The organism is Salinibacterium sp. PAMC 21357 (assembly GCF_000247645.1).
GTDB lineage: Bacteria > Actinomycetota > Actinomycetes > Actinomycetales > Microbacteriaceae > Rhodoglobus.
The window spans coordinates 207455-231870 of sequence record NZ_AHWA01000002.1 but is presented as its reverse complement, the minus strand read 5'-3'; the positions used below and the strand labels follow the sequence as shown (position 1 = coordinate 231870).

The 24416-nt window shown below is 58.1% G+C and carries 26 protein-coding genes; 19 read left to right on the top strand and 7 right to left on the bottom strand.

Annotated elements, in window-relative coordinates; genetic code table 11:
* Positions 1 to 7: 7 nt before the first annotated feature.
* The 10 genes from ON14_RS01150 to ON14_RS01105 all read left to right on the top strand — a co-directional run bounded on the left by ON14_RS01150 (position 8) and on the right by ON14_RS01105 (position 9637).
* On the top strand, positions 8 to 1009 hold the full coding sequence (locus ON14_RS01150; protein WP_202800883.1) for an FKBP-type peptidyl-prolyl cis-trans isomerase: 1002 nt from the start codon (positions 8 to 10) through the stop codon (positions 1007 to 1009).
* Positions 1010 to 1057: 48 nt separating this feature from the next.
* Entirely contained in the window at positions 1058 to 2041 is a 984-nt protein-coding gene (locus ON14_RS01145) for a helix-turn-helix transcriptional regulator (protein ID WP_010202427.1), read from the top strand.
* Positions 2034 to 2939, top strand: a complete 906-nt coding sequence (locus ON14_RS01140; RefSeq protein ID WP_010202424.1) for a helix-turn-helix transcriptional regulator — start codon at positions 2034 to 2036, stop codon at positions 2937 to 2939. Before ON14_RS01145 ends, ON14_RS01140 begins: the two co-directional genes overlap by 8 nt.
* On the top strand, positions 2873 to 3016 hold the full coding sequence (locus ON14_RS16470) for a hypothetical protein (RefSeq protein ID WP_010202423.1): 144 nt from the start codon (positions 2873 to 2875) through the stop codon (positions 3014 to 3016). Before ON14_RS01140 ends, ON14_RS16470 begins: the two co-directional genes overlap by 67 nt.
* A gap of 8 nt (positions 3017 to 3024) precedes the next feature.
* Positions 3025 to 3372 carry a hypothetical protein gene (locus ON14_RS01135; RefSeq protein ID WP_010202421.1) on the top strand — a complete coding sequence of 116 codons (348 nt, stop codon included), beginning with the start codon at positions 3025 to 3027 and terminating at the stop codon, positions 3370 to 3372.
* A 462-nt stretch (positions 3373 to 3834) separates the two neighbouring features.
* A complete protein-coding gene (gene tatA / locus ON14_RS01125; RefSeq protein WP_010202417.1) occupies positions 3835 to 4047 on the top strand; it encodes a Sec-independent protein translocase subunit TatA in 213 nt (70 codons plus the stop codon).
* A 47-nt stretch (positions 4048 to 4094) separates the two neighbouring features.
* The gene (gene tatC, locus ON14_RS01120; protein ID WP_010202415.1) at positions 4095 to 4853 is read left to right on the top strand and encodes a twin-arginine translocase subunit TatC; all 759 of its coding nucleotides are present in this window, start codon (positions 4095 to 4097) and stop codon (positions 4851 to 4853) included.
* 55 nt (positions 4854 to 4908) lie between these two features.
* Positions 4909 to 7341 (top strand): DEAD/DEAH box helicase, encoded by a 2433-nt coding sequence (locus ON14_RS01115; RefSeq protein ID WP_010202413.1) that lies wholly within the window; start codon positions 4909 to 4911, stop codon positions 7339 to 7341.
* Positions 7342 to 7353: 12 nt separating this feature from the next.
* A complete protein-coding gene (lnt, locus tag ON14_RS01110) occupies positions 7354 to 8919 on the top strand; it encodes an apolipoprotein N-acyltransferase (RefSeq protein WP_010202411.1) in 1566 nt (521 codons plus the stop codon).
* Positions 8912 to 9637, top strand: a complete 726-nt coding sequence (locus tag ON14_RS01105) for a polyprenol monophosphomannose synthase (RefSeq protein WP_010202410.1) — start codon at positions 8912 to 8914, stop codon at positions 9635 to 9637. The genes lnt and ON14_RS01105 overlap by 8 nt, the downstream gene beginning before the upstream one ends.
* On the opposite strand, the gene ON14_RS01100 is transcribed toward ON14_RS01105, so the two are convergent.
* The 4 genes from ON14_RS01100 to ON14_RS01085 form a co-directional block, all read right to left on the bottom strand.
* Positions 9634 to 9999, bottom strand: coding sequence for an RNA polymerase-binding protein RbpA (locus ON14_RS01100; RefSeq protein WP_010202408.1), 366 nt, complete (start codon positions 9997 to 9999; stop codon positions 9634 to 9636). The two genes, ON14_RS01105 and ON14_RS01100, sit on opposite strands and share 4 nt — an antisense overlap.
* A 143-nt stretch (positions 10000 to 10142) precedes the next feature.
* Entirely contained in the window at positions 10143 to 10925 is a 783-nt protein-coding gene (locus tag ON14_RS01095) for a glycerophosphodiester phosphodiesterase family protein (protein WP_010202406.1), read from the bottom strand.
* Positions 10900 to 11814, bottom strand: coding sequence for an SPFH domain-containing protein (locus ON14_RS01090; protein ID WP_010202404.1), 915 nt, complete (start codon positions 11812 to 11814; stop codon positions 10900 to 10902). Before ON14_RS01090 ends, ON14_RS01095 begins: the two co-directional genes overlap by 26 nt.
* Positions 11811 to 12404, bottom strand: coding sequence for an NfeD family protein (locus tag ON14_RS01085; protein WP_081503507.1), 594 nt, complete (start codon positions 12402 to 12404; stop codon positions 11811 to 11813). Before ON14_RS01085 ends, ON14_RS01090 begins: the two co-directional genes overlap by 4 nt.
* A 102-nt stretch (positions 12405 to 12506) precedes the next feature.
* Here ON14_RS01085 and ON14_RS01080 point away from each other — a divergent pair, with 102 nt between their 5' ends.
* From ON14_RS01080 to ON14_RS01055, 6 genes are all read left to right on the top strand, one after another.
* The gene (locus tag ON14_RS01080) at positions 12507 to 13280 is read left to right on the top strand and encodes an SDR family oxidoreductase (RefSeq protein ID WP_010202400.1); all 774 of its coding nucleotides are present in this window, start codon (positions 12507 to 12509) and stop codon (positions 13278 to 13280) included.
* A gap of 150 nt (positions 13281 to 13430) precedes the next feature.
* A complete protein-coding gene (locus ON14_RS01075) occupies positions 13431 to 14195 on the top strand; it encodes an ArsR/SmtB family transcription factor (protein WP_010202398.1) in 765 nt (254 codons plus the stop codon).
* Positions 14195 to 14650: an NUDIX hydrolase gene (locus ON14_RS01070; RefSeq protein ID WP_010202397.1), complete on the top strand. Its 456-nt coding sequence runs from the start codon at positions 14195 to 14197 to the stop codon at positions 14648 to 14650. The genes ON14_RS01075 and ON14_RS01070 overlap by 1 nt, the downstream gene beginning before the upstream one ends.
* Positions 14647 to 15132: a heme-binding protein gene (locus ON14_RS01065; protein WP_010202396.1), complete on the top strand. Its 486-nt coding sequence runs from the start codon at positions 14647 to 14649 to the stop codon at positions 15130 to 15132. Before ON14_RS01070 ends, ON14_RS01065 begins: the two co-directional genes overlap by 4 nt.
* A gap of 425 nt (positions 15133 to 15557) precedes the next feature.
* A complete protein-coding gene (locus ON14_RS01060; RefSeq protein ID WP_141629903.1) occupies positions 15558 to 16511 on the top strand; it encodes a hypothetical protein in 954 nt (317 codons plus the stop codon).
* Entirely contained in the window at positions 16508 to 16804 is a 297-nt protein-coding gene (locus ON14_RS01055; RefSeq protein ID WP_010202394.1) for a transcriptional regulator, read from the top strand. Before ON14_RS01060 ends, ON14_RS01055 begins: the two co-directional genes overlap by 4 nt.
* Here ON14_RS01055 and ON14_RS01050 read toward each other — a convergent pair.
* Positions 16801 to 18489, bottom strand: coding sequence for an ABC transporter protein (locus tag ON14_RS01050; RefSeq protein ID WP_010202393.1), 1689 nt, complete (start codon positions 18487 to 18489; stop codon positions 16801 to 16803). The genes ON14_RS01055 and ON14_RS01050 overlap by 4 nt on opposite strands.
* 68 nt (positions 18490 to 18557) lie before the next feature.
* Complete coding sequence (locus ON14_RS01045) at positions 18558 to 19457, bottom strand: ATP-binding cassette domain-containing protein (RefSeq protein ID WP_010202391.1); 900 nt, start codon at positions 19455 to 19457, stop codon at positions 18558 to 18560.
* A 112-nt stretch (positions 19458 to 19569) separates the two neighbouring features.
* Between ON14_RS01045 and ON14_RS01040 the strand changes: the two genes are divergently transcribed.
* The gene (locus tag ON14_RS01040) at positions 19570 to 20268 is read left to right on the top strand and encodes a hypothetical protein (protein ID WP_050992976.1); all 699 of its coding nucleotides are present in this window, start codon (positions 19570 to 19572) and stop codon (positions 20266 to 20268) included.
* Between the two features lie 159 nt (positions 20269 to 20427).
* The gene (locus tag ON14_RS01035; protein ID WP_010202387.1) at positions 20428 to 22818 is read left to right on the top strand and encodes an ATP-binding cassette domain-containing protein; all 2391 of its coding nucleotides are present in this window, start codon (positions 20428 to 20430) and stop codon (positions 22816 to 22818) included.
* 23 nt (positions 22819 to 22841) lie between these two features.
* Here the strand turns inward: ON14_RS01035 and ON14_RS01030 are convergent, their stop codons facing one another.
* On the bottom strand, positions 22842 to 23246 hold the full coding sequence (locus tag ON14_RS01030) for a VOC family protein (RefSeq protein ID WP_010202386.1): 405 nt from the start codon (positions 23244 to 23246) through the stop codon (positions 22842 to 22844).
* A 230-nt stretch (positions 23247 to 23476) separates the two neighbouring features.
* On the opposite strand from ON14_RS01030, the gene ON14_RS01025 reads away from it, so the two are divergent.
* Positions 23477 to 24415, top strand: coding sequence for a YHYH protein (locus tag ON14_RS01025; RefSeq protein ID WP_141629902.1), 939 nt, complete (start codon positions 23477 to 23479; stop codon positions 24413 to 24415).
* Position 24416 lies beyond the last annotated feature (1 nt).

The window sequence follows — 24416 nt, the reverse complement described above, 5'->3', positions numbered from 1 at the left end:
GTTGGCGATGTCTGTGTCGAAGAAAAGAGTGTTTGTGCGCAAGCTTGCAGTAGTGGCCCTGAGTGCCGGAGTCATTGTTTCCTTGACCGGATGCGCGAATGGCCCGTTCGACCTGTCAGCCTGCTCGCCCCTGTACCCGGCGGGCAGCAATTCTGCTCTGGTGAGCGCAGATGGCCCGCTCGGTGATGATCCCGCCGCAGAATTCGCCACCCCGTTGATCGCTGATTCGGTTCAGAGCCAAGAGCTTGTTGTCGGCGACGGCGAACAAGTGAGCGCCGGTGATATCGCTTCAGTGAACATCACAATTTATAGCGGAGCAACCGGAGAACAACTGACTTCTTCTGGTCATGGTGAAGCTGGCTTGCTCGCGCCTGTGGTCGAACAAGCACCGCACTTCGGCCAAGTTGCGCAGTGCTCGACCGTGGGATCGCGAGTTGTAACTGTCGGTACCGCTGGGCAGATCTTGGGTGCCGAGAGCATCGCTCAGAACCAGCTACCTCTTACCGAAGACGACGCCATTGTGATGGTCAGCGATATTGAGCTTCGCTACCCCGGCAAGGCTGATGGAACGAATAGTGTTCCCCCTGCCGGCCTGCCGGCAGTTGTACTAGCGCCGAACGGTCAGCCTGGTTTCACCTTCCCGACCGCTGAGGATCCCACTGAACTTAAAGTTGCGACGCTCAAGGTTGGCTCTGGAGCCGTTGTTAAGTCCGGCGACATCGGTGTCATGCACGTCAGCGGCCTAGATTGGAACGCTAAGAAAACCTTCATGAACACGTGGGAGGGCAACGGAGTTCCTCAGGTCTTCGCCCTGGTGAGTTCTGACACGGTAGAAAATGGCCTTCCGCCCGCACTCGCTGACGCGCTCATCGGGCAGACTGTTGGATCCCAAGTGCAGATTGTGCTTCCGCCAGATGTGGGGTTCACCGAGGGCACGTTGCCCGAGGGCGCTACCGCCGGCAAAACGCTGGTCTTTGTGTTTGATATCTTGGGAATCCAAGAGCCGTAATCGTTCAACCACGACACGGCCGGGTGTCAGAGACGTAGGATTTGACTCGTGCCAGTAACCAAAGTTCCCAATGAGGAACGTCTTTTTAGCTTGGTTTTAGCCTTACTGTCGTCTGAGGCCGGGCTGACGAAGAGCGAAATTTTGTCGACCGTGCAGGGGTACCGCCAGCGGTTCGTTCACTCGGGCGATAACTCAAACCTTGAGCGTCAATTTGAGCGCGATAAGGACGATGTTCGCGAACTCGGGGTCCCGCTTGAGACCATTGAGTCGCCAGAGCAGGCCGGCAATAATCACAACCTGCGGTACCGCATCCCGCGTGCCGACTATGAATTGCCAGAAGACATTAGCTTCTCCGCAGAAGAGTCGACGCTTCTCGGGCTTGCCGCCATGGTCTGGCGAGAAGGTTCGCTTTCTGAGGAGTCTCGCCGTGCGATGGTCAAGTTGCGCTCGCTCGGAATTGCGACCGCGGAGCCCGTGCTGAGCTACGCGCCGCAATTGCGGGTGCGGGAGCAATCTTTCGAACCCCTGCGTTCCGCGCTCGACAAGGGTGTTCTCGTGACATTCGAGTACTTGAAGCCGGGTGAACAAACTGCGACCTTGAGAACTGTTGCGCCGCTCGCGCTGGTGCAGCACCAAGGTCGGTGGCATCTTTACGCGAAAGATCCCGCAACTGATCTTTTCAAAACCTTCCTGTTGCGCCGAATCGTCAGCGCGGTCCGAGCTACCAAAAAGCCCTTCGACGAAACCACCGCGGATGCAGCTGCGCGTGCTTTGGCAGAATTAGAAGCCGTCTGGCAAGCCAACCTCGCCGTCGTGAAGGTTGAGCCGGGCACTGACGCGGCGACTCGGTTAAGTAAGCGGCGTGGCGCAATGCCGAGCCCGTCGACGGAACTCGAACTCCATTTCACCGACCTCAATATATTCGCCGATGAGCTCGCGAGCTTTGGCCCTGAAGTTTTGGTGTTGGCCCCGCCGGTTCTTCGCGAAGCGGTTATCGAGCGCCTCACGAGAACGGCGGCAGACCATGGCTAAGAAAATTCAACCCTTGCGCGCCCAAGACAAATTGGTCTATTTGCTCGCGCTCGTTCCGTATCTGATGGACCACGATCGCGTGAGCGTGTCGGAGGCCGCCGCCCACTTTGGGGTTCCCCAACAGCAGATTCGCGACGCCGTTCGCCTGATTGCGGTTTCCGGAGTCCCGGGCGAGACCGCTACCTATCAAGACAGCGATCTTTTTGACATCGCCTGGGATGACTTCGAAGAGAACGACCAGATTGTGCTCACTCACATGGTCGCGATCGACGACTCACCTCGATTCTCGGCCCGGGAAGCCTCAGCACTAATCGCCGGGCTTCAATACCTTTCCGGTCTCCCTGAGCATGCCGATCGGGTTGCAATCGCAACCCTAATGTCGAAGTTGTCTCGCGGAGCCTCTGCCCAGCCCACGGCTGTGGGCGTTGAGGCGAGCGACCTGGATGAGACCCTCGCGCTTATTCGTGAGACTGTGGCCGCTGGCACCCAGATCGAGTTCGACTATCTCAACTCGCGAGGCGAGTCAGAGCGTCGCCGGATCGATCCGTTACGAATCGAATCAGTAGATGCGGATTGGTACGTTCGCGGATGGTGCCACTCGCGGGAAGATGTGCGAACCTTTCGTCTCGATCGCATCTCGTGCCCAACGATGACGTCCGAGTCGATCACGCACACCGTTGCCGATGTAAGTCTTCCTGAGACACTTTTTGATGCCTCACCCGAAGATATCCGGGTCACGATAGAGGTCGTCGAGAGCGCAATTCCTCTACTGGGAGACTATGTTGCCCTGACGCCAAATTGCTCCCCGCAGGGGACCGTGTCCGCACTACGGTGCTCGTGCCACACTTCCATGGGCTCAAGCGGCTCGTTGCTGGGCTTCCCGGCGTTGTCACGGTGATCTCGCCGGTCGAAGCCCGTGATGCTGCAGCACGATGGGCTCGTGCCGGTGCTGAACGTTACACGAAGGCGCTCTAGGTGCCAATGTGATTCAGTGGTGGGGATGGCTTCTAATCTGGGTGGGCCTTACGCTAGCCCTGCTTATCGTGCTTACCATTCTCGCAATCACGCTTTTTCGTAAGGCGATGGCTGTGATGCGTGAGTTGTCAGCTTTGGTCGACAAGACGGCGATTCTTGACAGGGAATCAGCCGAACTTACTAAGCCTCAAATTGCTGTGCTGGAAAAGATGAGCGAGATTCGAGCGCAGCACGACGAGAGAAAGCGCAGACGGGCCGACCTCAAGCTTGAGCGTCATGAGCGCCGCATTGCTCGGGCACGGCGAATCACGAAGCGTGACGCGAGCACGGCTCAGTGGCCAGAGGGTTGGTCGTAAGTGGGTTGGCTTTTTGCCGTAGGAGTGATCTTCGTTGCTCTTTTGTGGACGGCAACCAGGCTGCGCCGTCGATCAATTCGAGCCCTGCTTCTGACTACGGGCGCGCAAACCCGGGCGACGAGTAGTCTCTACCATCGCGGCCGCCGAAGCCCGCGCATTGCTGTGCGGTACACCGACAGTTCCGGCATCGAACGCACCGCGGTAAAAGTATTAGTGAGCGCCGGAGACTCTGAACTGCTAAAGAAAAAGGCGGTGGTGCTTTATCATCCGAAGCGCAGCGGTCGGTCGGATTACGTGCTTGTCGGTTTTGGTAAACAACCTCAGCGCTGGTTCCCGGTGGAGTTCGTTGACAACTCTCGACACGAAACCGATCGGCGCTAAAGCTGCTCATGTCGTAGCAAGCGACGAGGTGCTGGGTATGATGGCACCACATAGTCTTCGACAGTTAAAGGATGAACCCAAATGCTCGGCAATCTCTCCGGGGCACACCTGATCATTATCTTGGTCGTCGTTTTGCTGTTGTTCGGCGCACCCAAGCTTCCGGGGCTCGCTCGCAGCATCGGTCAGTCGATGCGTATCTTCCGCAGCGAAGTTAAGACGATGAAAGACGAGAACGGCGACGACAAGAGCCCGCCGTCGAGTGATTCCGACGACCTAACTCCGCCAAAGCCTTAGCCCGTATGGCGCGGACCGCTAGGTGGCGCAACAAGAGCGACGAACGGATGTCGCTCGGCGCCCACCTGATAGAACTGCGAAAGCGGTTAACAATTTCGGCAGTGACTATTGTCGTAACCGGTATCGGCTCAATCTTTATCGTCGAGTTCGTCATTGATGCGTTGCGTGCGCCGATCACCAACATTGCTGACGCCACGGGTCGCGGTGCTGCTCTCAACTACGATGCTGTGACTCAAGCATTTGATATTCATTTCCAAATCGTTCTTACGGTCGGAATTGTGGCCGCGAGTCCCGTCTGGCTTTATCAAATCTGGGCATTCTTGGTGCCCGGCTTAGTGCGTAAAGAAAAGCAGTACGCTATTGGTTTTCTTGCCGCCGCGATCCCACTGTTTCTGGCCGGTTGCGCGGCCGGCTGGCTTCTGATGCCCAACATCGTGACGCTACTGCTGAGTTTTGCTGGCGATCAAGATCTCTCAAACCTCAACGCCAAGTACTACTACGACTTCATTGTGAAGCTGATGCTGGCCATCGGCATTGCCTTCGTTCTCCCGGTGTTTATCGTGCTGCTGAACTTCGTCGGAGTGCTTTCCGCTGCGGCGATCATCAAGGGATGGCGCATCGCAATTTTGGCGATCTGCCTCTTCACTGCTCTGGCTACTCCAGCGGCCGACATCGTTTCGATGTTTTTGCTGGCTATCCCGATGGTGTTCCTTTACTTCGCAGCCGCTCTCATCGCTTGGCTTCATGATCGGCGCGCCGCTAAACGGGCAGCAAAGTTCGACACCGAGCTCGGGGCCGAAGCCTAGAGTGAACCCGCTCGGACTGCACGCGCAGCTTCTGGCACGGTTTAGGCTGTAGTCAATGACTGATCTGTCTCCCGCCGAACGTTTCGCTGCGGCGAAGAAGCGTCGCGGCTACCCCGTGCTTGAAGCTTTTCGCGCCAGCCAGCGTTTCGATCTGGACGAGTTCCAGGTCTTGGCGTGTCAGGTAGTTGAAGATGACAAGAGTGTTTTGGTCGCTGCCCCTACGGGCGCCGGCAAAACGATAATTGCCGAGTTCGCGATTTATCGGGCGATGCAGCTCGAGGGACCAAAGGTCTTTTACACCGCACCGATGAAGGCACTGAGTAACCAAAAGTTCCAAGAACTTGTCACCGAATATGGCGCAGAGAATGTGGGCCTGCTGACGGGTGACACCAATGTTAACGCGAGTGCACGGATCGTTGTTATGACGACCGAAGTGCTGCGAAACATGCTCTACGCCAAATCAGATTTGCTACGCAATCTCAGCACAGTAGTGATGGACGAGGTTCATTTTCTTGGTGACCGCTTCCGCGGCGCGGTCTGGGAAGAAGTGATCATCCACTTGCCAGACGACGTTCACATGGTCTCGCTCAGCGCGACAGTGTCGAACGCAGAGGAGTTTGGAGACTGGTTGCAGGCCGTTCGCGGTGACACTGAGGTTATCGTCTCAGAGCAGCGTCCTGTGCCACTAGAACAGCATGTGCTCGTCAGCAGCAAACTTATTGATCTCTTCGACTCGTCTGGACTCGCCGCCACGAACCGTGTGAACCCAGAGCTAGTGCAGATGGCGCGCTTCGGTGGGAGAAGCCAGAGTGTCCGCAACCGCAAGAACAGTGGGCGATACGAGTCACGCGGCGGCCGCCCGGCACGCACTCGCATGGATCGTGCGGATGTTGTCGCAATGCTGGCATCCAAAAATTTGGTTCCGGCAATTTTCTTCATTTTCAGTCGCATGGGCTGCGACCAGGCGGTGAATCAGGTTCTGCGGGCCGGCGTTCGCCTCACCACTGTGCAGGAACGCGACGAAATCCGCGAAATCGTGGAAGCACGCTGCCGCACGCTTCTCGATGAGGATCTTGCTGTCTTGGGCTATTGGGAGTGGCTGAACGGGCTCGAGCGTGGCGTCGCTGCGCATCACGCTGGCATGCTGCCGGCGTTCAAGGAAGTGGTTGAGGAGCTCTTTCAGAGGAAGCTCGTCAAAGCTGTCTTCGCGACCGAGACACTAGCGCTGGGCATCAACATGCCTGCGCGCACGGTGGTTCTCGAGAAGCTCGAGAAGTTCAATGGGGAAGCGCGTGTTCCGATTACTCCAGGGGAGTACACGCAGCTCACGGGTCGTGCGGGCCGAAGAGGGATCGATATTGAGGGCCATTCGGTCATCCAGTGGGTCGATGGTTTAGACCCACAAGCGGTGGCTTCGCTTGCGTCTCGTCGCACTTATCCGCTCAATTCGAGCTTCAAGCCGACCTACAACATGGCGGTAAACCTGATTGAACTTTTTGGTCGGGAGCACACCCGCGAGATTTTAGAATCGAGCTTCGCCCAGTTCCAAGCAGACCGCGCCGTCGTTGATTTGGCACGAAAAGTTCGTTCGCAAAAGAACTCTCTCGAAGGCTATGAGAAGTCGATGCAGTGTCATCTGGGCGATTTCGCCGAGTACTCGCGGATTCGGCGCGAGCTGAATGACCTTGAGCGCAAAACATCGCCGAAGAATGCTCCGAACGAGCGCGCCGATCGGGATCGGCGTCAACGCAAGCTCGCCAGCTTGCGCACTCAGATGCGCAAGCACGATTGTCATGCTTGTCCGGAGCGCGAGTCTCATGCGCGCTGGTCGGAACGCTGGTGGCGCCTCAAGCGGGAGACTGACCAGTTGAGTCGGCAGATTCACAACCGCACGGGGGCAGTAGCCAAAATTTTCGACCGCGTTACTGATGTTCTCACGCAACTCAATTACATCGAACCTGGCGCAAACGGTGAGATGACGGTCAATGAGCACGGCCGCATTCTTCGCCGAATTTATGGGGAGCGCGATCTGCTCGTTGCCGAGTGCCTTCGTCACGGCTTTTGGAAAGATCTGGATGCTGCGTCGATGGCCGCTATGGCCACCACCCTCGTGTACGAACCTCGTCGCGATGAGGGGGATCTCAGCGATCGTTATTTGCCGCGCGGACCTTTCCGTGAAGCGTTCGACAAGACGACGACGTTGTGGGCACAGCTCGACGATCTTGAACGCGATAACCGCTTGCCGGGCAGCCAACCGCTGGCCACAGGTCTTTCGTTGGCGATGTATCGCTGGGCGAATGGCGCCAACCTCGACTCTGTCCTGGATCTTGCAGACATGGCTGCTGGCGACTTTGTTCGCTCGACAAAGCAGGCCATCGACCTCCTCGATCAACTATCCGTGGTTGCCGATGGCGACGTTGGTCGCACTGCACGCAAGGCCCTCGACGGTATACGACGCGGAATCGTCGCCTACAGTTCTGTCGCTTAGGCTCGTCAGGTGATGCTCAACAAATCCGTTGCTGTGCTGCCCCTCTGGGCTGCAATTGTCACGGCCCTCGCTTCAGGCCCAGTGTTGGATGCCGGATTCCCCGACAAAGATGTGTGGCCGCTTACTTTCGTCGGTATCGCGCTGGTGTTGATCGCCGCGCGAGGCAGAAGCGTCGGAGGCTCGCTGCTGGTCGGGTTCCTTGCTGGCGCTGCATTCTATTTCACGCATATTCAGTGGGCATCACTGTTTTTGGGGCCCGTACCGATGTCTGCCCTGTCAATTCTTGAGGCGATGTTTTTTGCCGCCGGTACTCTGGCGATCACACTCGCCTATCGGTGGTTACCGCGAGCGTTCGGAGCTGGCTGGGGCTCAACTTTAGGACTCGCCTTTGTCGTAGCGGGGCTGTGGACTGCTCGTGAGGCTTGGGCGAGCGTGTGGCCATACGGCGGATTCGCCTGGGGGCGGGTTTCGCTTTCACAATCTCAGAGCCCGCTTTCAGAACTTTTTGCGTGGCTCGGCGTCTCAGGGGTCAGCTTCGTCATGGTGCTTGTTGTCACACTGACGCTGGCCGCAGTCGAATATTCTTGGACGCGCTATCGCGAGGTTCCTCTCGAGCAGCGGTCGCAGCACGTCTCCCGAGTCCTACGGACGGCCTTCGTGCCCGTAGCCATCCTCACGCTCCTCGTCAATGTGCCAGCCTGGGCAGTGGTCACGGACGGCTCTCTGAGGATCGGTGCTGTGCAAGGAAACGGCAAAGCGGCGTATTTCGATGAACGTGAGCGCGGCGATCTACTTGCCGCTCAGTTAGAGGCGACTAAGCCCCTTTATGGTGAGGATCTTGATCTCGTCATCTGGCCGGAGGGCGGCACTGATATCTCCCCATTGAGCAACAGTTACGCCGCCTCTGCTTTCGACTATGTCACTGAACGCGCAGGCGCACCGCTCATCTCCGGTGATATCACCGAACGAGACGACAAGGTTTATAACAGCCAACTGCTCTGGATGCCGGGGGAGGGCGTCGTCGATATTTACGACAAACGTCACCCTGTACCGTTTGGTGAGTACGTTCCGAATCGAGACTTCTGGTCGCAGTTTGCGCCCGACCTTATTGGCCTCATTGCTCGCGACTACACCGTCGGCACCTCAGACATGGTGTTCGACGTTAGTGGGACTACCGTCGGTGTCAACATTTGCTTCGACATCGTGGATGACCAGATCCTCACTGAGTCGGTCGAACAGGGTGCGCGAGTGATTATTGCGTCTTCCAATAACGCTGACTTCGGGCGAACTGACGAAAGCGCCCAACAATTGGCCACCGCACGGATTCGGGCACTTGAACTTGGTCGCAGCGTCGTCAACATATCCACTGTCGGACTGAGCGCGATTATCGCACCTGACGGAACGACAATCGCCGAAGTACCTTGGTACACACCCGCAACAATGCTCGAGGATGTCCCGCTGAGCAGCACCATCACGCCAGCGGTTGTCTGGGGGCGTGAACTTGAATGGCTCGTGTCGGGAATCGCGCTCGGCGCGCTAATCATTTCAGCAATCGCCGGTCGGAGAAAGAATGCCTAACGTCGTCGTGGTGGTTCCCACCTACAACGAGATTGAGAATATTGCCGCGATTGTCGGCAGACTGCGTCAGGCAGTGCCTCGCGCTCACGTTCTTGTCGTCGACGACTCGAGCCCCGACGGCACGGGGGAGCGAGCAGAACAACTTGCGTCAGCAGACAGCGGAGTGTCGGTGCTTCACCGCACGAAGAAGGAAGGCTTGGGAAAGGCCTATCTCGCTGGCTTCGCCCTTGCTCTTGAACGTGGCTATGACTACATCGTCGAAATTGATGCGGATGGCTCGCACGATCCGGTAGAACTACCCGCGATGATCAGATTGGCGAAAGCGGGGAACGATCTAGTGATCGGGTCCCGTTGGGTCGACGGTGGTTCGGTCAAAAACTGGCCCTGGTTTCGACACAGCGTTTCGCGCGCGGGCAATTCATATGCTCGGGCCGTCCTCAACTCCGACATCCGTGATCTCACCGCCGGGTACCGCGTGTTTAGAGCAAGCGCGTTAAGAGACTTTGGTCTTGATGGAGTGTCATCACAAGGCTATTGCTTCCAAGTGGAGCTGGCCTGGAACTTCGAACGTGCGGGCTACCGAGTGGTAGAGCATCCGATCACGTTCGTTGAGCGTTCAACAGGCCGGTCAAAAATGCATGCGGGAATTGTTGCAGAGGCACTGCTCAGGGTCACCGGCTGGGGGCTTACGGCGACCCTGAGGTCAGTACGTCGTTAGGCGCCGATCTTTTGCTGACCGCGACGGGCCCGCAAGAAGTCGAGACGTTCCTGAAGAAGCTCTTCTAGTTCGGGACGCGTACGACGCTCAAGGAGCATGTCCCAGTGACTACGCGGCGTCTTGACATCAACAAGATCGAGTTCGACGAGTTCACCGTCGCTATCGAGGAGCGTTCCCTCTTGACCAGTCTTGGCATCATGCCACTGCTGGGGAACCTCGGCGTCGGACGAAAACATCACTTCGAAAGTGTTGCCATCGGCTGCCCTGTATGTGCTCTTTTTCCGCGGGGAAAACTCGACACCCTCTTCGCTCTGTAGGCTCTGGGTTCCAAGTCTCATGCCGCGCAAGCTGCGATCTGCCATCGTGTGGCCTCCTTCAATTCGCGGTCTCTACAAGTAATAGACCCTCTTGCTGAACGAATGCTTCCAAGCGCGCAGTGTTCACAGCGAGTTGTCAGTCTTTAACAACGTTTTCGCTGCTGAGACGTGGATTACGCACTAACTGGTTAGGTGCGCGAGGCCACGACTTCGAGGGCCAAATCAGCTCGATCTGTGACGATTCCATCGACTCCAAGATCAAGCAAGTGACGCATTCGTTGCGGTTCATTGATAGTCCACACGTGCATCTCGAGTCCGAGAGCGTGCACACGCTGAATCACCCGCTGAGTGGTCACCCGCAACCCTAGCGCTTTCTCGGGCACCTGGATGGCAACAAGGCCGGTGAGGGCGCGACGCATCGCCGGTGAGAGACCGGTCTTGGCACTAAGCAGTGCCAGGAGGAAGCGAGTGGCGGAGGCTGAACTGGCCACTCCAGGGAGTTGTTCAACGGCCGCCGCGCGACGTTTTTCGTCAAACGATGTCACGAGTACACGGTTTGTGGCCGAAATGTCTCGGATGGCACGAACCGTGGGCGAAACAGCCCCCTGCGACTTCACATCAATGTTGAATCGTGTTTCGGGAAAAGCATCGAGCGCTTCAGAGAGGGAGCAAAAACCCTGGCTCTCTCCGAGGTCGATTCGCCGGAGCTCTGCCATTGTCAGCTGTTCGACTTTAACCTCGCGGCCGGCAACGCGCAGGAGGCTTGGATCATGAGCTACCACTGCGACGCCATCGAGGCTCGAGTGAACGTCCGTCTCGATGTACTGAGCACCAACCGCTACTGCTTTTGCGAACGCAAGCAGTGTATTTTCGGGAGCATCAACAGCAAGCCCCCGGTGCGCGAGCACCCGAGGGCTTGCTGGGGAAAAGTACGACGAGTTGTCGCTAGCGCGCGACTGGTCCCTTGCCACTAAAGAATCCTTCACCAATGCCCTTGAGCGCTTCCGTCAGTTCAGACGGGATGATCCACATCTTGTTGGAATCACCATTGGCAATCTTAGGCAGCGTCTGGAGGTATTCGTACGCAAGGAGCTTCGGGTCGGGATCACCTTCGTGAATCGCCGCAAAAACTGTCTTGATAGCTGCCGCTTCGCCGTCGGCTCGCAAAACCGCGGCCTTAGCTTCACCTTCAGCTTCGAGAATCGCTGCCTGACGCGAACCTTCGGCTTCGAGAATCGCCGCCTGTTTTGTACCTTCTGCGGTAAGAATTTGCGCACGACGGTCACGTTCGGCACGCATCTGCTTTTCCATTGAGTCTTGAATCGACAGGGGCGGGTCAATGGCCTTGAGCTCAACACGACCGACGCGGATGCCCCACTTGCCAGTGGCCTCATCGAGAACGACCCGCAGTTGCGAGTTGATATTGTCGCGACTGGTGAGAGCCTGCTCCAAGTTGAGCCCGCCGACAACGTTGCGCAGTGTCGTGGTGGTCAGCTGTTCGACTGCACCGAGATAGTTGCCGATCTCGTAAGTTGCGGCACGAGCATCCGTCACTTGAAAGAAGACAACAGTGTCGATCGAAACGACGAGGTTATCTTCGGTGATCACGGGCTGCGGCGGGAAAGACACAACCTGCTCGCGCAGGTCGATGAGCGGCAACATCCGGTCGATAAAAGGTACGAGGATGTTCAGGCCCGGCAGCAGAGTTTTGCGGTACTTTCCGAGTCGCTCGACAACTCCCGCGCGTGCCTGCGGAACAATGCGAATTGCCCGGAACAGTGTCGCAATGACAAAGATGGCCAGTACGACGAGGAGTATCACCACGAAGATCTGGCCTATGAAACCAGCGGGATCGATCACTTTTCTTCCTTTCTCGGAGACCGCGAGGGTGCTCGAGGTTTAGTGCTGCGGGATTTTGACGAACGGGGTGACGACTGTGCGGGAGGGATCGACGAGGGTTCTGCTGGAGCCGACTCCGCAATGTCAACAGGCTCGGGCACAACAACCGCGATCGCGCCCTCGATTCCGGCGACCGCAATGCGTTTGCCAACAGAAATCGCGGCTATGGGGGAGCGGTCGTCGATTCGCGCCGTCCAGGTCTCACCGTTGTCGAGCTTGACTTCGCCAACGCCGTTCGCAAAGGCGCCGGTCACTCGCCCGCCGAGTTCGTAGAGAGCGTCAACGTTGCTTTTGGCCGGATCTGCACCTTTTTCTAGGTTCATCAGCAGTACCGGACGAATGGTGAAAATGAGAAGTCCGGAAATCGCTGCGGCGAGAGCGATTTGTAGCCACCATGGCCAGCCAAGCAAGTTGGCACCGAGGCCCCCGATGAGCGTTCCGGCGGCGATCATGAGAAACGTGAACTCGAGCGTGAGCACTTCGATCACTATGAACAGCACGACAAGGGCAAGCCACAGAATCCACAGGTACTGGGTTAGATCAACGAGCATTGTGCTGGCGCCCTTCATCGTTGCGCTGTTCGACAAATCTTCACTGCCGACGCTAGCACTTTGATCACAGCATGGCGCGGGTTAGACCGGTAAAGTCGTAGGGTGAACACCGAAAATTCGAATCCTCTGGCAGCCCACTCGCTCGATGGCGCTCGCGCACTTATTACTGGATCATCGCGGGGGATCGGTGCCGATACTGCCGTGTACTTTGCGCAGGCCGGCGCACGCGTTGCCATCAATTACCGCAATAAAGAAGCTCGCGCCCTCAAATTGGTGGCGCAGCTCAACGAGACTGATGGCTCGGCGATCGCCATTGGTGCTGACCTCACAGACTCCGCTACGGTTTCTGCACTGTTCGATACCGTAAAGACCGAGTTCGGCGGCCTTGAGATTCTGGTGCTCAATGCATCCGGCGGCATGGAAGGTGGCATGGCTGAGGACTACGCCATGCAGCTCAACCGCGACGCCCAGGTCAGTTTCTTGACGGCTATGATGCCGCTGCTGCACGAGGGTTCACGCGTTGTTTTCGTGACGAGCCACCAGGCGCACTTCATTCGCACCGTTGAAACGATGCCTGAGTACGTTCCGGTTGCCCTCAGTAAGCGTGCTGGCGAGGATGCTCTGCGCGAGTTGATCCCGGAGCTCGAAGCTAAGGGAATCGGCTTTGTTGTTGTGTCCGGCGACATGATCGAGGGAACCATCACGGCGACGCTGCTGCAGCGTGCCAACCCTGGCGCAATCGAAGCTCGCAAAGAGGCCGCTGGCCGCTTGTACAACGTGAGCGAGTTCGCGGCCGAGGTTGCTTCGGCGGCCGTTGAGCCCGTGCCGGAAAACAACACTCGCTACGTCGGCGACGTCTCAGATTTCCTCAACTAGTAAGGGGCCGGAGAAACCGTCGATCCTTGCGATTTCTCACCAGAGGCGGGCATTTTCCGGCTCAGCCGTCTAGTGATAATTGCTCATCAGTTCGGATAATTCTGCAATCAACTCTTGATAGGTGAGTATTTACTCTCCTATAATCGCTTCATGGACTTAGTCTTCAAAGCTCTCGCCGACGTCAGCCGTCGCGATCTTCTGGATGCGCTTCGCACTAGGGATGGTCAATCTCTCAGTGAACTCGCCGACCTCCTTCCGGAGATGACGCGGTTTGGAGTCGCCGCGCACCTCAAGGTGCTGGAATCAGCCGAGCTCGTCACAACCGTTCGCGACGGGCGACTCAAGCTGCACCACCTCAACCCGGTGCCGCTCCAAGAAGTTGCTTCTCGCTGGCTCGGAACGTTTTCTGCCTCTGCAGCCCAAGTTTTGCTCGATCGGCAAAACCATCGGGAAGGCTCCGACGAAAGGGAGATCATGCACGACTCGACCGAACTCACCCCCAATGTTGTCTACCGCATTGATATCCGGGCAGACCGCCAAAAAATGTGGGATGAGTTGACCGATACGGGCGTACCGCGAGCGTGGATGTGGGGCTCCGTGATCGAGAGCACCTGGACGGCGGGGGAGGGCTATGCCATGTCCTCCGACGGATTCGAGCTCATCGTAGGAGCTGTGCTTGAAATTGACGCACCCCGTTATTTGCGGGTGACCTTTGACCCGCGCTGGGACGATGCCAGCGCCGCTGAAGCCGCCGGTGAACTCAGTTACGCCCTTGAGACTCGCGAGAATGGGTCGACCCGTTTGACAGTGACGATCTCGGGTCTCGGCCCCGCATCCGCGAAATCAGCCGCAGACGATACCCCGGAAATTTACAGCGGGCTGAAGAGCTACTTGGAAACGGGAGAAGCACTCTGATGGCAGTAAATCGCTCATCGAGCCGCGTACTACTATTCGATCGCGATCAGCGATTCTTGCTTTTTCTGACGAAAGCACCAGATACAAGCGGTATCGCGCGCTGGTTGACGCCTGGTGGCGGCGTGGATCCGGGGGAGTCGCACCATGAGGCGGCAGTACGTGAACTCGAAGAAGAAACAGGGCTCGTGCTGTCTTTGCTTGACGAGCCCGTCTGGTCGCACGATTTTGAGGTCGAGTGGGATGCTGCCAATCACGACACCGGCCACGCTGTGTACTACGCTGCGACGACGGATGCCTTCACGCCGTCGGACGCCCAGTGGACAGACGACGAGCGTGTCGATGTTCTCGAGCACCGCTGGTGGACCATTGACCAACTTGCAGCCACAACAGACCGATTCGAGCCGGCCGAGCTTGTCAGCGTGATTCGTGAACAACTAGGAGAGATGAACCAATGAGCCGTCCGCTACCGCATTATTCAGTGCCCGACATTGAGTATCTGAATGAGATTGAGTTCGAGAGCATCAGCAATGACGATGCCGTTGCTCTCGGACTGATTGCCGTTCAGGTCGTTCAGGAGTGGGATCTCAACCTCGCGGTCGAAATCGTTCTGGGCGACGATGTTGTGTTCAAGGCGAAGCTGAAGTCAACAAACGCGGACAACGACCCGTGGCTTGCGGGAAAGGCCGCAGCGGCGAAGCACTTTGGCGAACCATCGCTGTTAGTGAAGCTGCGCCACCTCACCGCCGGTACGCCGTTCGAGGAACGGACCGATATCGACCACGACGCCCTCAAGGCTCATGGTGGATCGATTCCGCTTTGGGTAGACGGCGCTATTGTCGGCACGATCACGATGTCGGGGGAGCCTGACGCCATCGATCATGAAGCCGCCGCCGAGGCGCTGGCACGCTTTGTAAGCAGCCGGAGTCCTAGTTTTTAGTTCGTTTTAATGCCGACGAATCGATTGATTTGTCTCCGTTCGGGATGAGTTGGACATTGACCCGGACGAGACGCACTTGATTGCAGTGAGAAATGACAACCAACAGCTGTGAACCGTTACGGTCGATTTGATGCCGCCGCTATAACCCAAGGCTTATGGCACCGCTCTCCAGCTTGTATTTGGTATCCGATAATGCGCATTATGTCAGCTTAGATTTGGTAAGGCCGCCTCTCTTCGCTCAATCGCACTCGATCCCCCTGCCGTCCATAACCGTCGTCAATACTTTGGCGATGCATCTCAGCTCGGTTTCGGCAGCTATATGAAACGTGGCGCACCCTCGAGCGGTCGACGACGTTGACATCAACGGTTGAGGCAAAGGGGCCAACATCTTGTTGCGTAAAGCTCATTTAAGCTACACTTTCCAAATGGAAAGTTACCCTGAAGGCACGCCAGCCGACGACCACCGTACTTCCACATCGCCGCAGGAGGCGTCGGAGCAATTGCATCGAGAACACGTCATGCGCGATCGAATTGACCAGCACGCTCCCCTGCGATCGTATGCCTGGTTTGAAATGTGGACCGGCACGATCATGTCTGTCTATGTCGGTGTATTGCTTTTTGCCGCGTCCGCAGATCTCAACACGGAGTCTGACGCCCAGTCCGGTGGCTTCGCGCTGGTGTCGCTGCTTCTCGTTCCGATTCTGGCCTTCAGTTCGCTCACTACGGGCGCACGTGAACGCTTCGGAATCCGCGTCATGCCATCCCGAAAGTTTTGGATTCCGATGGCACTAGTGTTTGCGGCAATGGCAGCTCTCCTTGCCTTGTCAGTGTTCGACGTGTCCTATTTCTCTTGGCTCAACGTCGTCGTGGCGCTGTCAATCTTTGTATTGTTCACCGCGAAATCCGTCAGGCAGTTAGCGCGAACTCCTCGGCCTGACAATCGCATGCAACAGCGGCACATGGCGTTAAGCAGACCAGTGCGCTGGAACACGGCCATTATGGGAGTGTTCGGTGGGCTGCTCGTCGTGACCGCAACCACCCCCATCCTGTCGTCTCTCGTGACGATTGCTGCGCTCATCGGCATCTCCGTTTCCTTAGTGATCACGGCGTCGCCTTGGGTGCTCTCCCGAGCGGGTTTCGAATGGGGCTGGATTCAGTGGAGTGCCTTCGGCGTGACCACCAGCACGCTCTTCGCTCTGTCGATCATCATTCCCACTTCCGGAGCGCACTCCCCCGCCGTGACAGCTGGCCTCGGCATCGGTGTTTGTCTGATCATGCTCGTAGCGTCAGCGCTGCCAGCATCCGCATCCGGAGATACAGATTCAGGTGCAGGTGCAGGTGCAGGTGCAGGTGCAGAATCTACAGTCTCAACACCGTGAAGCATCCCCGCCACCAGCTCGATGACGCGTTCCTCACGCCCGTGAGGCTTTCCCTCATGGCAGCGCTCGGGCGCAGCAATGAGATCGACTTCGCCACGCTCAAGACGCTGCTGGAGGTTGAAGACTCCGCCCTCAGCAAAGCGATCAGCTACCTAGTGGATGCCGGCTACGCGAAAGCGATCAAAGGAACGGTCGGCAATCGCCGGCGAACCTGGGTGACGTCAACAGCAGCTGGCTACCGTGCGTATGAGCAGCACTTGCTGGCGTTGCGCGCTATTACGGATGTCGCTTAGACACCGCGGCGACGCAATCTCAGCCAGCCAAACAGCACCGCTCCGAGCGCCCACAACACCAGCATCGGCATGTCTTGTTCCGAGTAGAAGTGCATTCGGTTGTCTTCGTCAAAGACTTGGTAGAAGGTATTTGGGGATGAAATCCACGCTGCCTCGACGGGATCCGGAAAAAACTGCGAGATGTTGGCGAACCACACGAACGGTGTTCGCGCGGTCGGTTCCTGCAGCCAGTGCAGCAGGTAAGGGAAAACGATAAAGGTCGCCGCTACGGCGAGCAAGGTTCCTGCGGCTGAACGCACGAGGATCCCTATTCCGCAGCCGATCACTGCGGTGAGAACAAGGCTGAGCGCGCCACTGATGATTGACAGCGCGACGATTGGGTCTGCCAGAGAAGGAATGTAGCCCTGCCGCTGCAAGATGACCACGACTAGCGGTGCAGCAACGATGAGCGATGTGGCCGTCACGATCAGCGTCGCAGTGGCCGCGACGATCACCTTCCCGAGAACCAACCGGCCCCGATTGGGCACGGCAGTCAGAGCCGGGCGGATCGTTCCGGTAGAAAAGTCAGCCGTCGCGATGATCGCTCCCACGCCAGCGATGAGGAGATGACTCAAAGTAAGCCCCGCGACGATGCTCCGATTCGCTTGATCGAAAGTGAGCAACTCAAGGTCCCCAGAAATCAGCGGATCGACCTGCTGCTGCTCTGGCGTATACGCCCCCGCCCATTGGCAGGCCAACCAGACGTTCGCTACCCAACTGAGCACCAGTAGCCATCTCACCGCGGGCGTACTGCAAGCCTTGAGCGCTTCTGAGCGCAGCACCCCCGCAAAGCTGGAACGAAGTGGACGCTCTCGCAGCCTTCGACGCTGAAGCAGCAATTTCCGCGCCCGTCCGGCCCCAATAACACTGTGCACGCGTCGTCGAGAGAAGATGACGATCGATATCCCGAGCGCGAAAACCGAAGCCACGAGCAGCGACAGGAAGCCTTCACCCGGCGTCAGCGAGGATGCCGGGGCCATGTCCGTCGCGATTGCCTGGGCTGGCACATGCGTGGTCATCGCTTGAAGGGCTGAGGCTGGCAACCAGTCAATGAGTCGCAGCCCTGCCTCGCCCGCGACAACAAGTACCAGCCTCGGCAGCAAGAATACGGTGCCGAGCACGATCAGCACCGCAATCGCCGTGGAGCGTGACATCGCAGCGGCAGCGATACCAAGAATCGCGAATAGCACACTGCCCCCGGCGACGCTCAGAATCACGACAGTCGTCTCGCGCAGCGAAGCAGCGAGGTAGCCACGCGAATCAAGCGTGACGAACGCGATCCACGCTGCGGCGGACGATCCGGTAACACTTGTGAGAAAAGCGAGCACCGTCGTCGGTGCAACCTTGGCCACGATCAAAGCCCACCGTCGTGGCACAGCAGTCAACGAGCCGGAGAGTACATCATCGGCGTATTCGGAACTCATCGCAATGACGCCCACAATTGCAGCAAGAAACGCCACCGGCAGAGCGCTCAACGCGATTGCTTCGAACAGTATGGGAGTGCCGTCGCGCTGGACTAACTCATCCGTGTAGACACGGACAGGCAGCACTCGTACTGCCCCGAGCACGATGGGAAGGAGAACCAGCACAGCCACAACGCCGCGCGTCGCGATCAGCGACCACAGTTTTACTCCTTCGGACCGCACGAGTCTCCACGCCGCCCGCGGAACCGCGAATCTGCCCCGCGCCTGATTAGCAGTAACCACGCGCACCGCTACGAACCTGTCCGATATTCAACACTTGAGTCAGTGAGCTGCCGATAGGTGTCTTCGAGAGAGTCAATCTGAGTTCGCAATTCAGAAAGCGGGATGCCGAGACGAGCGACTACAGCGCCAACGTCAGCTGCGGTCAGGCCTTCGATAGTGAGCGCGTCTGCCTGGGCTTCTACGCGTGCGCCGAGCATAGTGAGCGGCGCAATGAGCTCATGCGCGCGCCCAGAACGCACAAGGACTCTTTCCGCACCATGGAGACGAGCAAGTTCCGCTAGCGGCGAATCAGCGAGCACCTTCCCTCGCCCGACAATCACGACATGGTCAGCAGTGAGTGCCACTTCGCTAATCAGATGCGAGGACAGCAGCACTGTGCGACCCTCCGCCGCGAAGCCCTTCACCAATTCCCGAAACCAGATCACGCCGTCGGGATCGAGACCGTTCACTGGCTCATCGAACACGTACACGACAGGATCGCCCAGCATGGAGGCCGCGATGCCGAGGCGTTGCCGCATTCCGAGCGAGTAACCACCGACGCGACGAGAGGCCACACCGCTAAGGCCCACCTCTTCGAGCACGAATTCAACGCGTTCGTTGGGGATCCCATGGGTGAGGGCCAGCGCCCTGAGATGGTCGAAGCCGGTGCGACCCGGATGCGCGTTGCGGGCATCCAGTAGAGCACCAACCTGAAACAACGGGTCCTTGATCCGCCCGTAGGCCTCCCCTCCAACCAGGGCTACGCCGGAGGTCGCGGTTTCAAGGCCGAGCAAGATGCGCATCGTCGTGGTCTTACCGGAACCGTTCGGCCCCAGAAACCCCGTTACTCGCCCGGGCTCGGCGGTGAAGCTCAGGTTATCGAGAGCGAGCTTGTCACCGAATCGCTTCGAGAGTGAGCGAAATTGCATCACCAGGGTCCCCCATCATGATTGATCATCAGATTAGAGTCGCACGCAAACCCGTATTTGGACCAGTAGTCGAGGAATGTTCGTGATACAGTCGGGATCTTTGACGTCTCCGATGATTGGAAATATTTTGCGTTTTTCACGCCCCCTCGCCGCCGCCTCGTTAGCGGGAATCGGAATTTTTGGCCTCGCTGCTTGCGCTGCAGAACCGGCGCCTGCTCCCGAGGCAGCTGACGTCGACACAACCGAAGAAGCAGAAGAGGTTCCTGCTGTTAACGCCGAGGGCCAGCCCGCTTGGGCTCTTCCCGCTGTCACCGCCGGTGAGAAAATTTCGACCATCACGGTCGGAGACATCGTGGTCGAGGTCTACCAAGTAGACGTCGTAGCCGCGACGAAGACCGGGCAATTTGCGAATCCCGATACGAACAAGCCGATCATCGACATCGGCGACGACATCGTGTTCGTGAACTACGTTGTGTCAAACACCGGTGATGCTATCGATTTGGGCGCCAGCCTCGTGAACGTGAGCGCCCGCTATGACGACTGGCCTTACCTTCAGGGAATGGACTCGGTTGTCGACCGTGATCTTTTCACGGCAGTCGGGCTCAGCTACGACATCTTCGGTCCAGACTCGTTCGTCGATCCGAGCATCTACACCTTCGGTACCGGTGAGCGCTACTCAACTGCTCAGAACTTCCCTTATCAAGCTGGATCGCCCATCACTTTCGACGCCACCGTCACGCCAGTCGACGCCGACGGAGATCTTGACCACGACAAGCGTGCAGAAGCAGAAGCTACCGGAACCATCAAGTAGCGCCACTCTTTCGTCGCTAGCGGTGCCGTTTGACTTCACAATCATCTGGCACCGCTACCCCCTTCGACCGGACGCTCAACCTCACGTTCACAACACAACGAGATAAAGTGAATCCGTTCCGGTTCTGCGCTGTGTACGCGCGCCAAGGAGGCACCCACGATGGCTAGCACAAGCAACCGCGACTCCCCCAGCACCCACTCTGCTGACAGCCATGACGTGATTCGAGTGCGGGGCGCTCGCGAGAACAACCTCACGGACGTAAGTGTCGACATCCCGAAACGCCGCCTGACGGTCTTCACAGGAGTCTCGGGTTCAGGCAAGAGTTCGCTAGTCTTTGGCACGATCGCGGCTGAGTCGCAGCGCATGATCAACGAGACCTACAGCGCGTTCCTTCAGGGTTTCATGCCGACGCTCACCCGGCCCGACGTCGATGTACTCGAGGGACTCACGACCGCAATCATCGTCGACCAAGAGCGGATGGGGTCCAACGCTCGCTCGACCGTTGGCACGGCAACCGATGCGAACGCCATGCTCCGCATCATCTTCAGCCGTCTCGGTCAGCCCCACGTTGGCTCGCCGCAAGCGTTCTCTTTCAATGTGGCATCCATCTCTGGGGCCGGCGCTGTCACTTTTGAAAAGGCAGGAGTCACGACCAAGGAGCGCCGCGAATTCAGCGTTACCGGCGGCATGTGCCCCACGTGTGACGGCCGTGGCACCATCAACGACATCGATCTCACGCAGCTCTACGACGACAGCAAGTCGCTCGCCGACGGTGCGCTCACCATCCCGAACTACACCGCCGATGGCTGGATGGTGCGCATCTTCACCGAGTCAGGCTTCCTCGACCGGGACAAGCCCATCAAGAACTACAGCAAGACTGAGCTGCACGATTTTCTTTACAAAGAGCCGGTCAAAGTCAAAATGCAGTCGATAAACATGACCTATGAGGGGTTGATTCCCAAGATTCAGAAGTCGATGCTGTCGAAAGACCGCGAGGCCATGCAGCCGCACATCCGCGCTTTCGTTGATCGGGCGGTCACGTTCACCGTGTGCGCCGATTGCGGTGGCACCCGGCTCAACGAGGGTGCCCGAGCATCCAAAATTGCTGGAATCAATATTGCGGATGCCTGCGCCATGCAGATCAGCGATCTCGCTGAGTGGGTGCGCGGCGTGAACGAACCATCCGTTGCCCCACTGCTTGACGCGCTGCAGCAAACTCTCGACTCCTTCGTGGAGATCGGCCTCGGCTATCTCTCCCTCGATCGCCCCGCCGGCACTCTCTCGGGTGGTGAGGCACAGCGCACCAAAATGATCCGCCATCTCAGTTCATCGCTTACCGACATTACTTATGTCTTCGATGAGCCGACGATTGGGCTCCACCCGCACGATATTCAGCGGATGAATGAGCTCCTCTTCCGCCTACGTGATAAAGGCAACACCGTGCTCGTCGTCGAGCACAAACCCGAAACCATCTCGATTGCCGACCACATCGTCGACCTAGGGCCAGGCGCCGGAACCGAAGGCGGCCAGATTTGCTTCGAGGGCAGCTTCGCCGAGCTGCGCCACAGCGACACTGTGACCGGACACCATATTGACGACCGGGTCTCGGTCAAAGACAAGGTCCGCTCCCCCACCGGCATCATGGAAATTCGCGGCGCTGACACCCACAATCTCAAAAATGTGGATGTCGACATCCCGCTCGGCGCCCTCGTCGTAGTGACAGGGGTTGCCGGTTCGGGCAAGAGTTCACTCATCCACGGATCGGTGGTTCCCCGCGACGGCGTTGTGTCCGTCGATCAGGCCGCAATCAAAGGATCACGCCGCAGCAATCCCGCCACGTATACCGGGCTCCTCGAGCCAATTCGCAAAGCGTTCGCCAAAGCCAACGGCGTCAAACCCGCCCTGTTCAGCGCCAACTCCGAAGGCGCCTGCCCCAACTGCAACGGCGCCGGCGTGATCTACACCGACCTCGGCGTTATGGCGACCGTCTCGACCCCGTGCGAAGTGTGCGAAGGAAAGCGGTTTATGGCGTCAGTGCTCGAGTTCAAGCTGGGCGGGCACGACATCAGCGAAGTGCTCAGCATGTCTGTCGCCGAGGCTGAAGACTTCTTCGACAACGGCGAGGCACGCACGCCTGCAGCCCACGCCATCCTCGATCGACTTGTCGATGTCGGCCTGGGCTACCTGCGACTCGGCCAACCGCTTCCGACACTTTCGGGCGGTGAGCGCCAACGGCTCAAGCTCGCTACCCAGATGGCAGACAAGGGCGACGTTTATGTTCTGGATGAACCAACCACGGGACTGCACCTTGCCGATGTCGAGCGACTCCTCGGGCTCCTTGATCGGCTCGTCGATTCGGGAAAGACCGTGATTGTCGTTGAGCACCACCAAGCAGTAATGGCCCACGCCGACTGGATCATTGATCTCGGTCCCGGAGCAGGTCATGACGGTGGCTCAATCGTCTTTGAGGGTACCCCAGCCGATCTTGCTACAACTCAGGCGACGCTCACAGGTCAGCACCTAGCCGCTTATATATCTCGGCTCTCCTGATATTTAGCTGCTCTTCGAGAGCCCTACCAGCTATAGATTCGCGGAATGATGGCGTGTCGTGCAGCTTGATCGGGGCCGGGGAAAACGACCATCACCGCCAAGTGATCGGGGTCGCGCCCTTCAACAATGTCAAAACCGTCAATATTTTCCCGTCGCACATTGTGTGACTGACGTTTGAAGACTTCCTCGCAGCGTTCCAATTCCTCTACGCTGTCCGCGCTCCAAATGAGGTACTGCAAACCGACGGAACCCGACACACGGCTTGGCTGAGCATGCTTGCCCCGAAGATAAAGCTCGTAGCCTCCGCCACAAACGAGAAGCGCTGCGGACTCATCCCGGACCGAGCAGGTTAGCCCGAGGAGTTCAGAATAGAACGCGATCGACCTGTCGAGATCGGATACGAAGGTGACTGCGGATGAGAGACGCACAATAACTCCTTGCTGAACGGATGTGAGCCCGCACAAGTTAGCGAGCCCGCGCTGACGTTCACAAGAAACGCCATTTCCTAGTTCGATGCCAACGGTACGCTCACCCCGCGCCAAGATGGAGCTTCTTCACTATTTATTCAGCTTCGTATTCCCGATCAGGTCACAGGTTATCCATAAGAGCTTCATAGGAAGAGTCGCCACCATGGGTCTCACCACGATCAGGAGAGACAATGAAACGACGATTCATGACGGCAGCCGCGACCAGCGTGCTGCTGCTTGCACTAGCCGGATGCACCGCGGCAGAGACCACCCCAGCTGAGACGACGACCCCAACGGTCGAAGCTACCACGACCGCCACAACGGCAATGTTTGCGGCCTCCAACGGCGACTGCGACGCCATGGCCGCAACATTGCGCGACGTCGAGAGCGCGAACCCCGATCTCATTGACCCCGAATTGTCGGCTGTCTGCGATGGGGACACCCTCACGATCTCGAGCAACAGCATTCCCGACTACTTCTACATTGCTACGACCCCTGGTTCGCCCAAGGTCTCCGAAGTGACGATGACCATTCCCGTGAACCCCACCGTGGCGGACGAGCCCACTGCTGTCCCCCTGCTCGGCGCCCTCGGCGTTGCTGTCGACGGCGTACCAATTTACGGCCCAACAGAAGGTACCGGCGGTGATGTGAAGTCGCTCGCGGGTGCACTTTCTGAGTGCGGTAGCCACAGTGGGCCAACGGACTTTCACATGCACTGGTTTGGTTACGCCGACGGTGTCGACTGTCTCTACGACGCTGATGAGGTCGAGACCGGCGAGTCTCTCGTGATCGGTTGGGCCGCTGACGGTTACCCCATCATGTCGGGCGTCGTGTGTTCGGATGACGCGTGCGGCGAGACTGTTCAACTCACGAGCAGTTGGCAACTCACCAACGAATCGCTCTTCGCCACAGACACGTGGGCGGCGCACAGCTACGTCGAGGGCTCAGGCGATCTCGATGAGTGCAACGGACGCGTCGACAGCGATGGTCAATACCGTTATTACTCCACAACGACTTTCCCCTACTTTGTCGGGTGCTACTACGGTGATGTTGCGGAGGATGCACTTGGCGGTAACAACGCCGTGAACCCGGGTGGCGAAGCGGGCGGAATGCCCGGAATGGGTGGCTAAG

Excerpts from the sequence above, each read along its gene's own strand:
- ON14_RS01105 (WP_010202410.1), top strand. The coding sequence starts at position 8,912 with ATGCCTAACGTCGTCGTGGTGGTTCCCACCTACAACGAGATTGAGAAT.
- ON14_RS01075 (WP_010202398.1), top strand. The coding sequence starts at position 13,431 with ATGGACTTAGTCTTCAAAGCTCTCGCCGACGTCAGCCGTCGCGATCTT.
- ON14_RS01065 (WP_010202396.1), top strand. The coding sequence starts at position 14,647 with ATGAGCCGTCCGCTACCGCATTATTCAGTGCCCGACATTGAGTATCTG.
- ON14_RS01025 (WP_141629902.1), top strand. The coding sequence starts at position 23,477 with ATGAAACGACGATTCATGACGGCAGCCGCGACCAGCGTGCTGCTGCTT.
- ON14_RS01115 (WP_010202413.1), top strand. The coding sequence starts at position 4,909 with ATGACTGATCTGTCTCCCGCCGAACGTTTCGCTGCGGCGAAGAAGCGT.
- lnt (WP_010202411.1), top strand. The coding sequence starts at position 7,354 with ATGCTCAACAAATCCGTTGCTGTGCTGCCCCTCTGGGCTGCAATTGTC.
- ON14_RS01085 (WP_081503507.1), bottom strand. The coding sequence starts at position 12,404 with ATGCTCGTTGATCTAACCCAGTACCTGTGGATTCTGTGGCTTGCCCTT.
- ON14_RS01150 (WP_202800883.1), top strand. The coding sequence starts at position 8 with ATGTCTGTGTCGAAGAAAAGAGTGTTTGTGCGCAAGCTTGCAGTAGTG.
- tatC (WP_010202415.1), top strand. The coding sequence starts at position 4,095 with ATGTCGCTCGGCGCCCACCTGATAGAACTGCGAAAGCGGTTAACAATT.
- ON14_RS01100 (WP_010202408.1), bottom strand. The coding sequence starts at position 9,999 with ATGGCAGATCGCAGCTTGCGCGGCATGAGACTTGGAACCCAGAGCCTA.
- ON14_RS01060 (WP_141629903.1), top strand. The coding sequence starts at position 15,558 with ATGGAAAGTTACCCTGAAGGCACGCCAGCCGACGACCACCGTACTTCC.
- ON14_RS01045 (WP_010202391.1), bottom strand. The coding sequence starts at position 19,457 with ATGCAATTTCGCTCACTCTCGAAGCGATTCGGTGACAAGCTCGCTCTC.
- ON14_RS01070 (WP_010202397.1), top strand. The coding sequence starts at position 14,195 with ATGGCAGTAAATCGCTCATCGAGCCGCGTACTACTATTCGATCGCGAT.
- ON14_RS01035 (WP_010202387.1), top strand. The coding sequence starts at position 20,428 with ATGGCTAGCACAAGCAACCGCGACTCCCCCAGCACCCACTCTGCTGAC.
- ON14_RS01140 (WP_010202424.1), top strand. The coding sequence starts at position 2,034 with ATGGCTAAGAAAATTCAACCCTTGCGCGCCCAAGACAAATTGGTCTAT.
- tatA (WP_010202417.1), top strand. The coding sequence starts at position 3,835 with ATGCTCGGCAATCTCTCCGGGGCACACCTGATCATTATCTTGGTCGTC.
- ON14_RS01040 (WP_050992976.1), top strand. The coding sequence starts at position 19,570 with ATGATTGGAAATATTTTGCGTTTTTCACGCCCCCTCGCCGCCGCCTCG.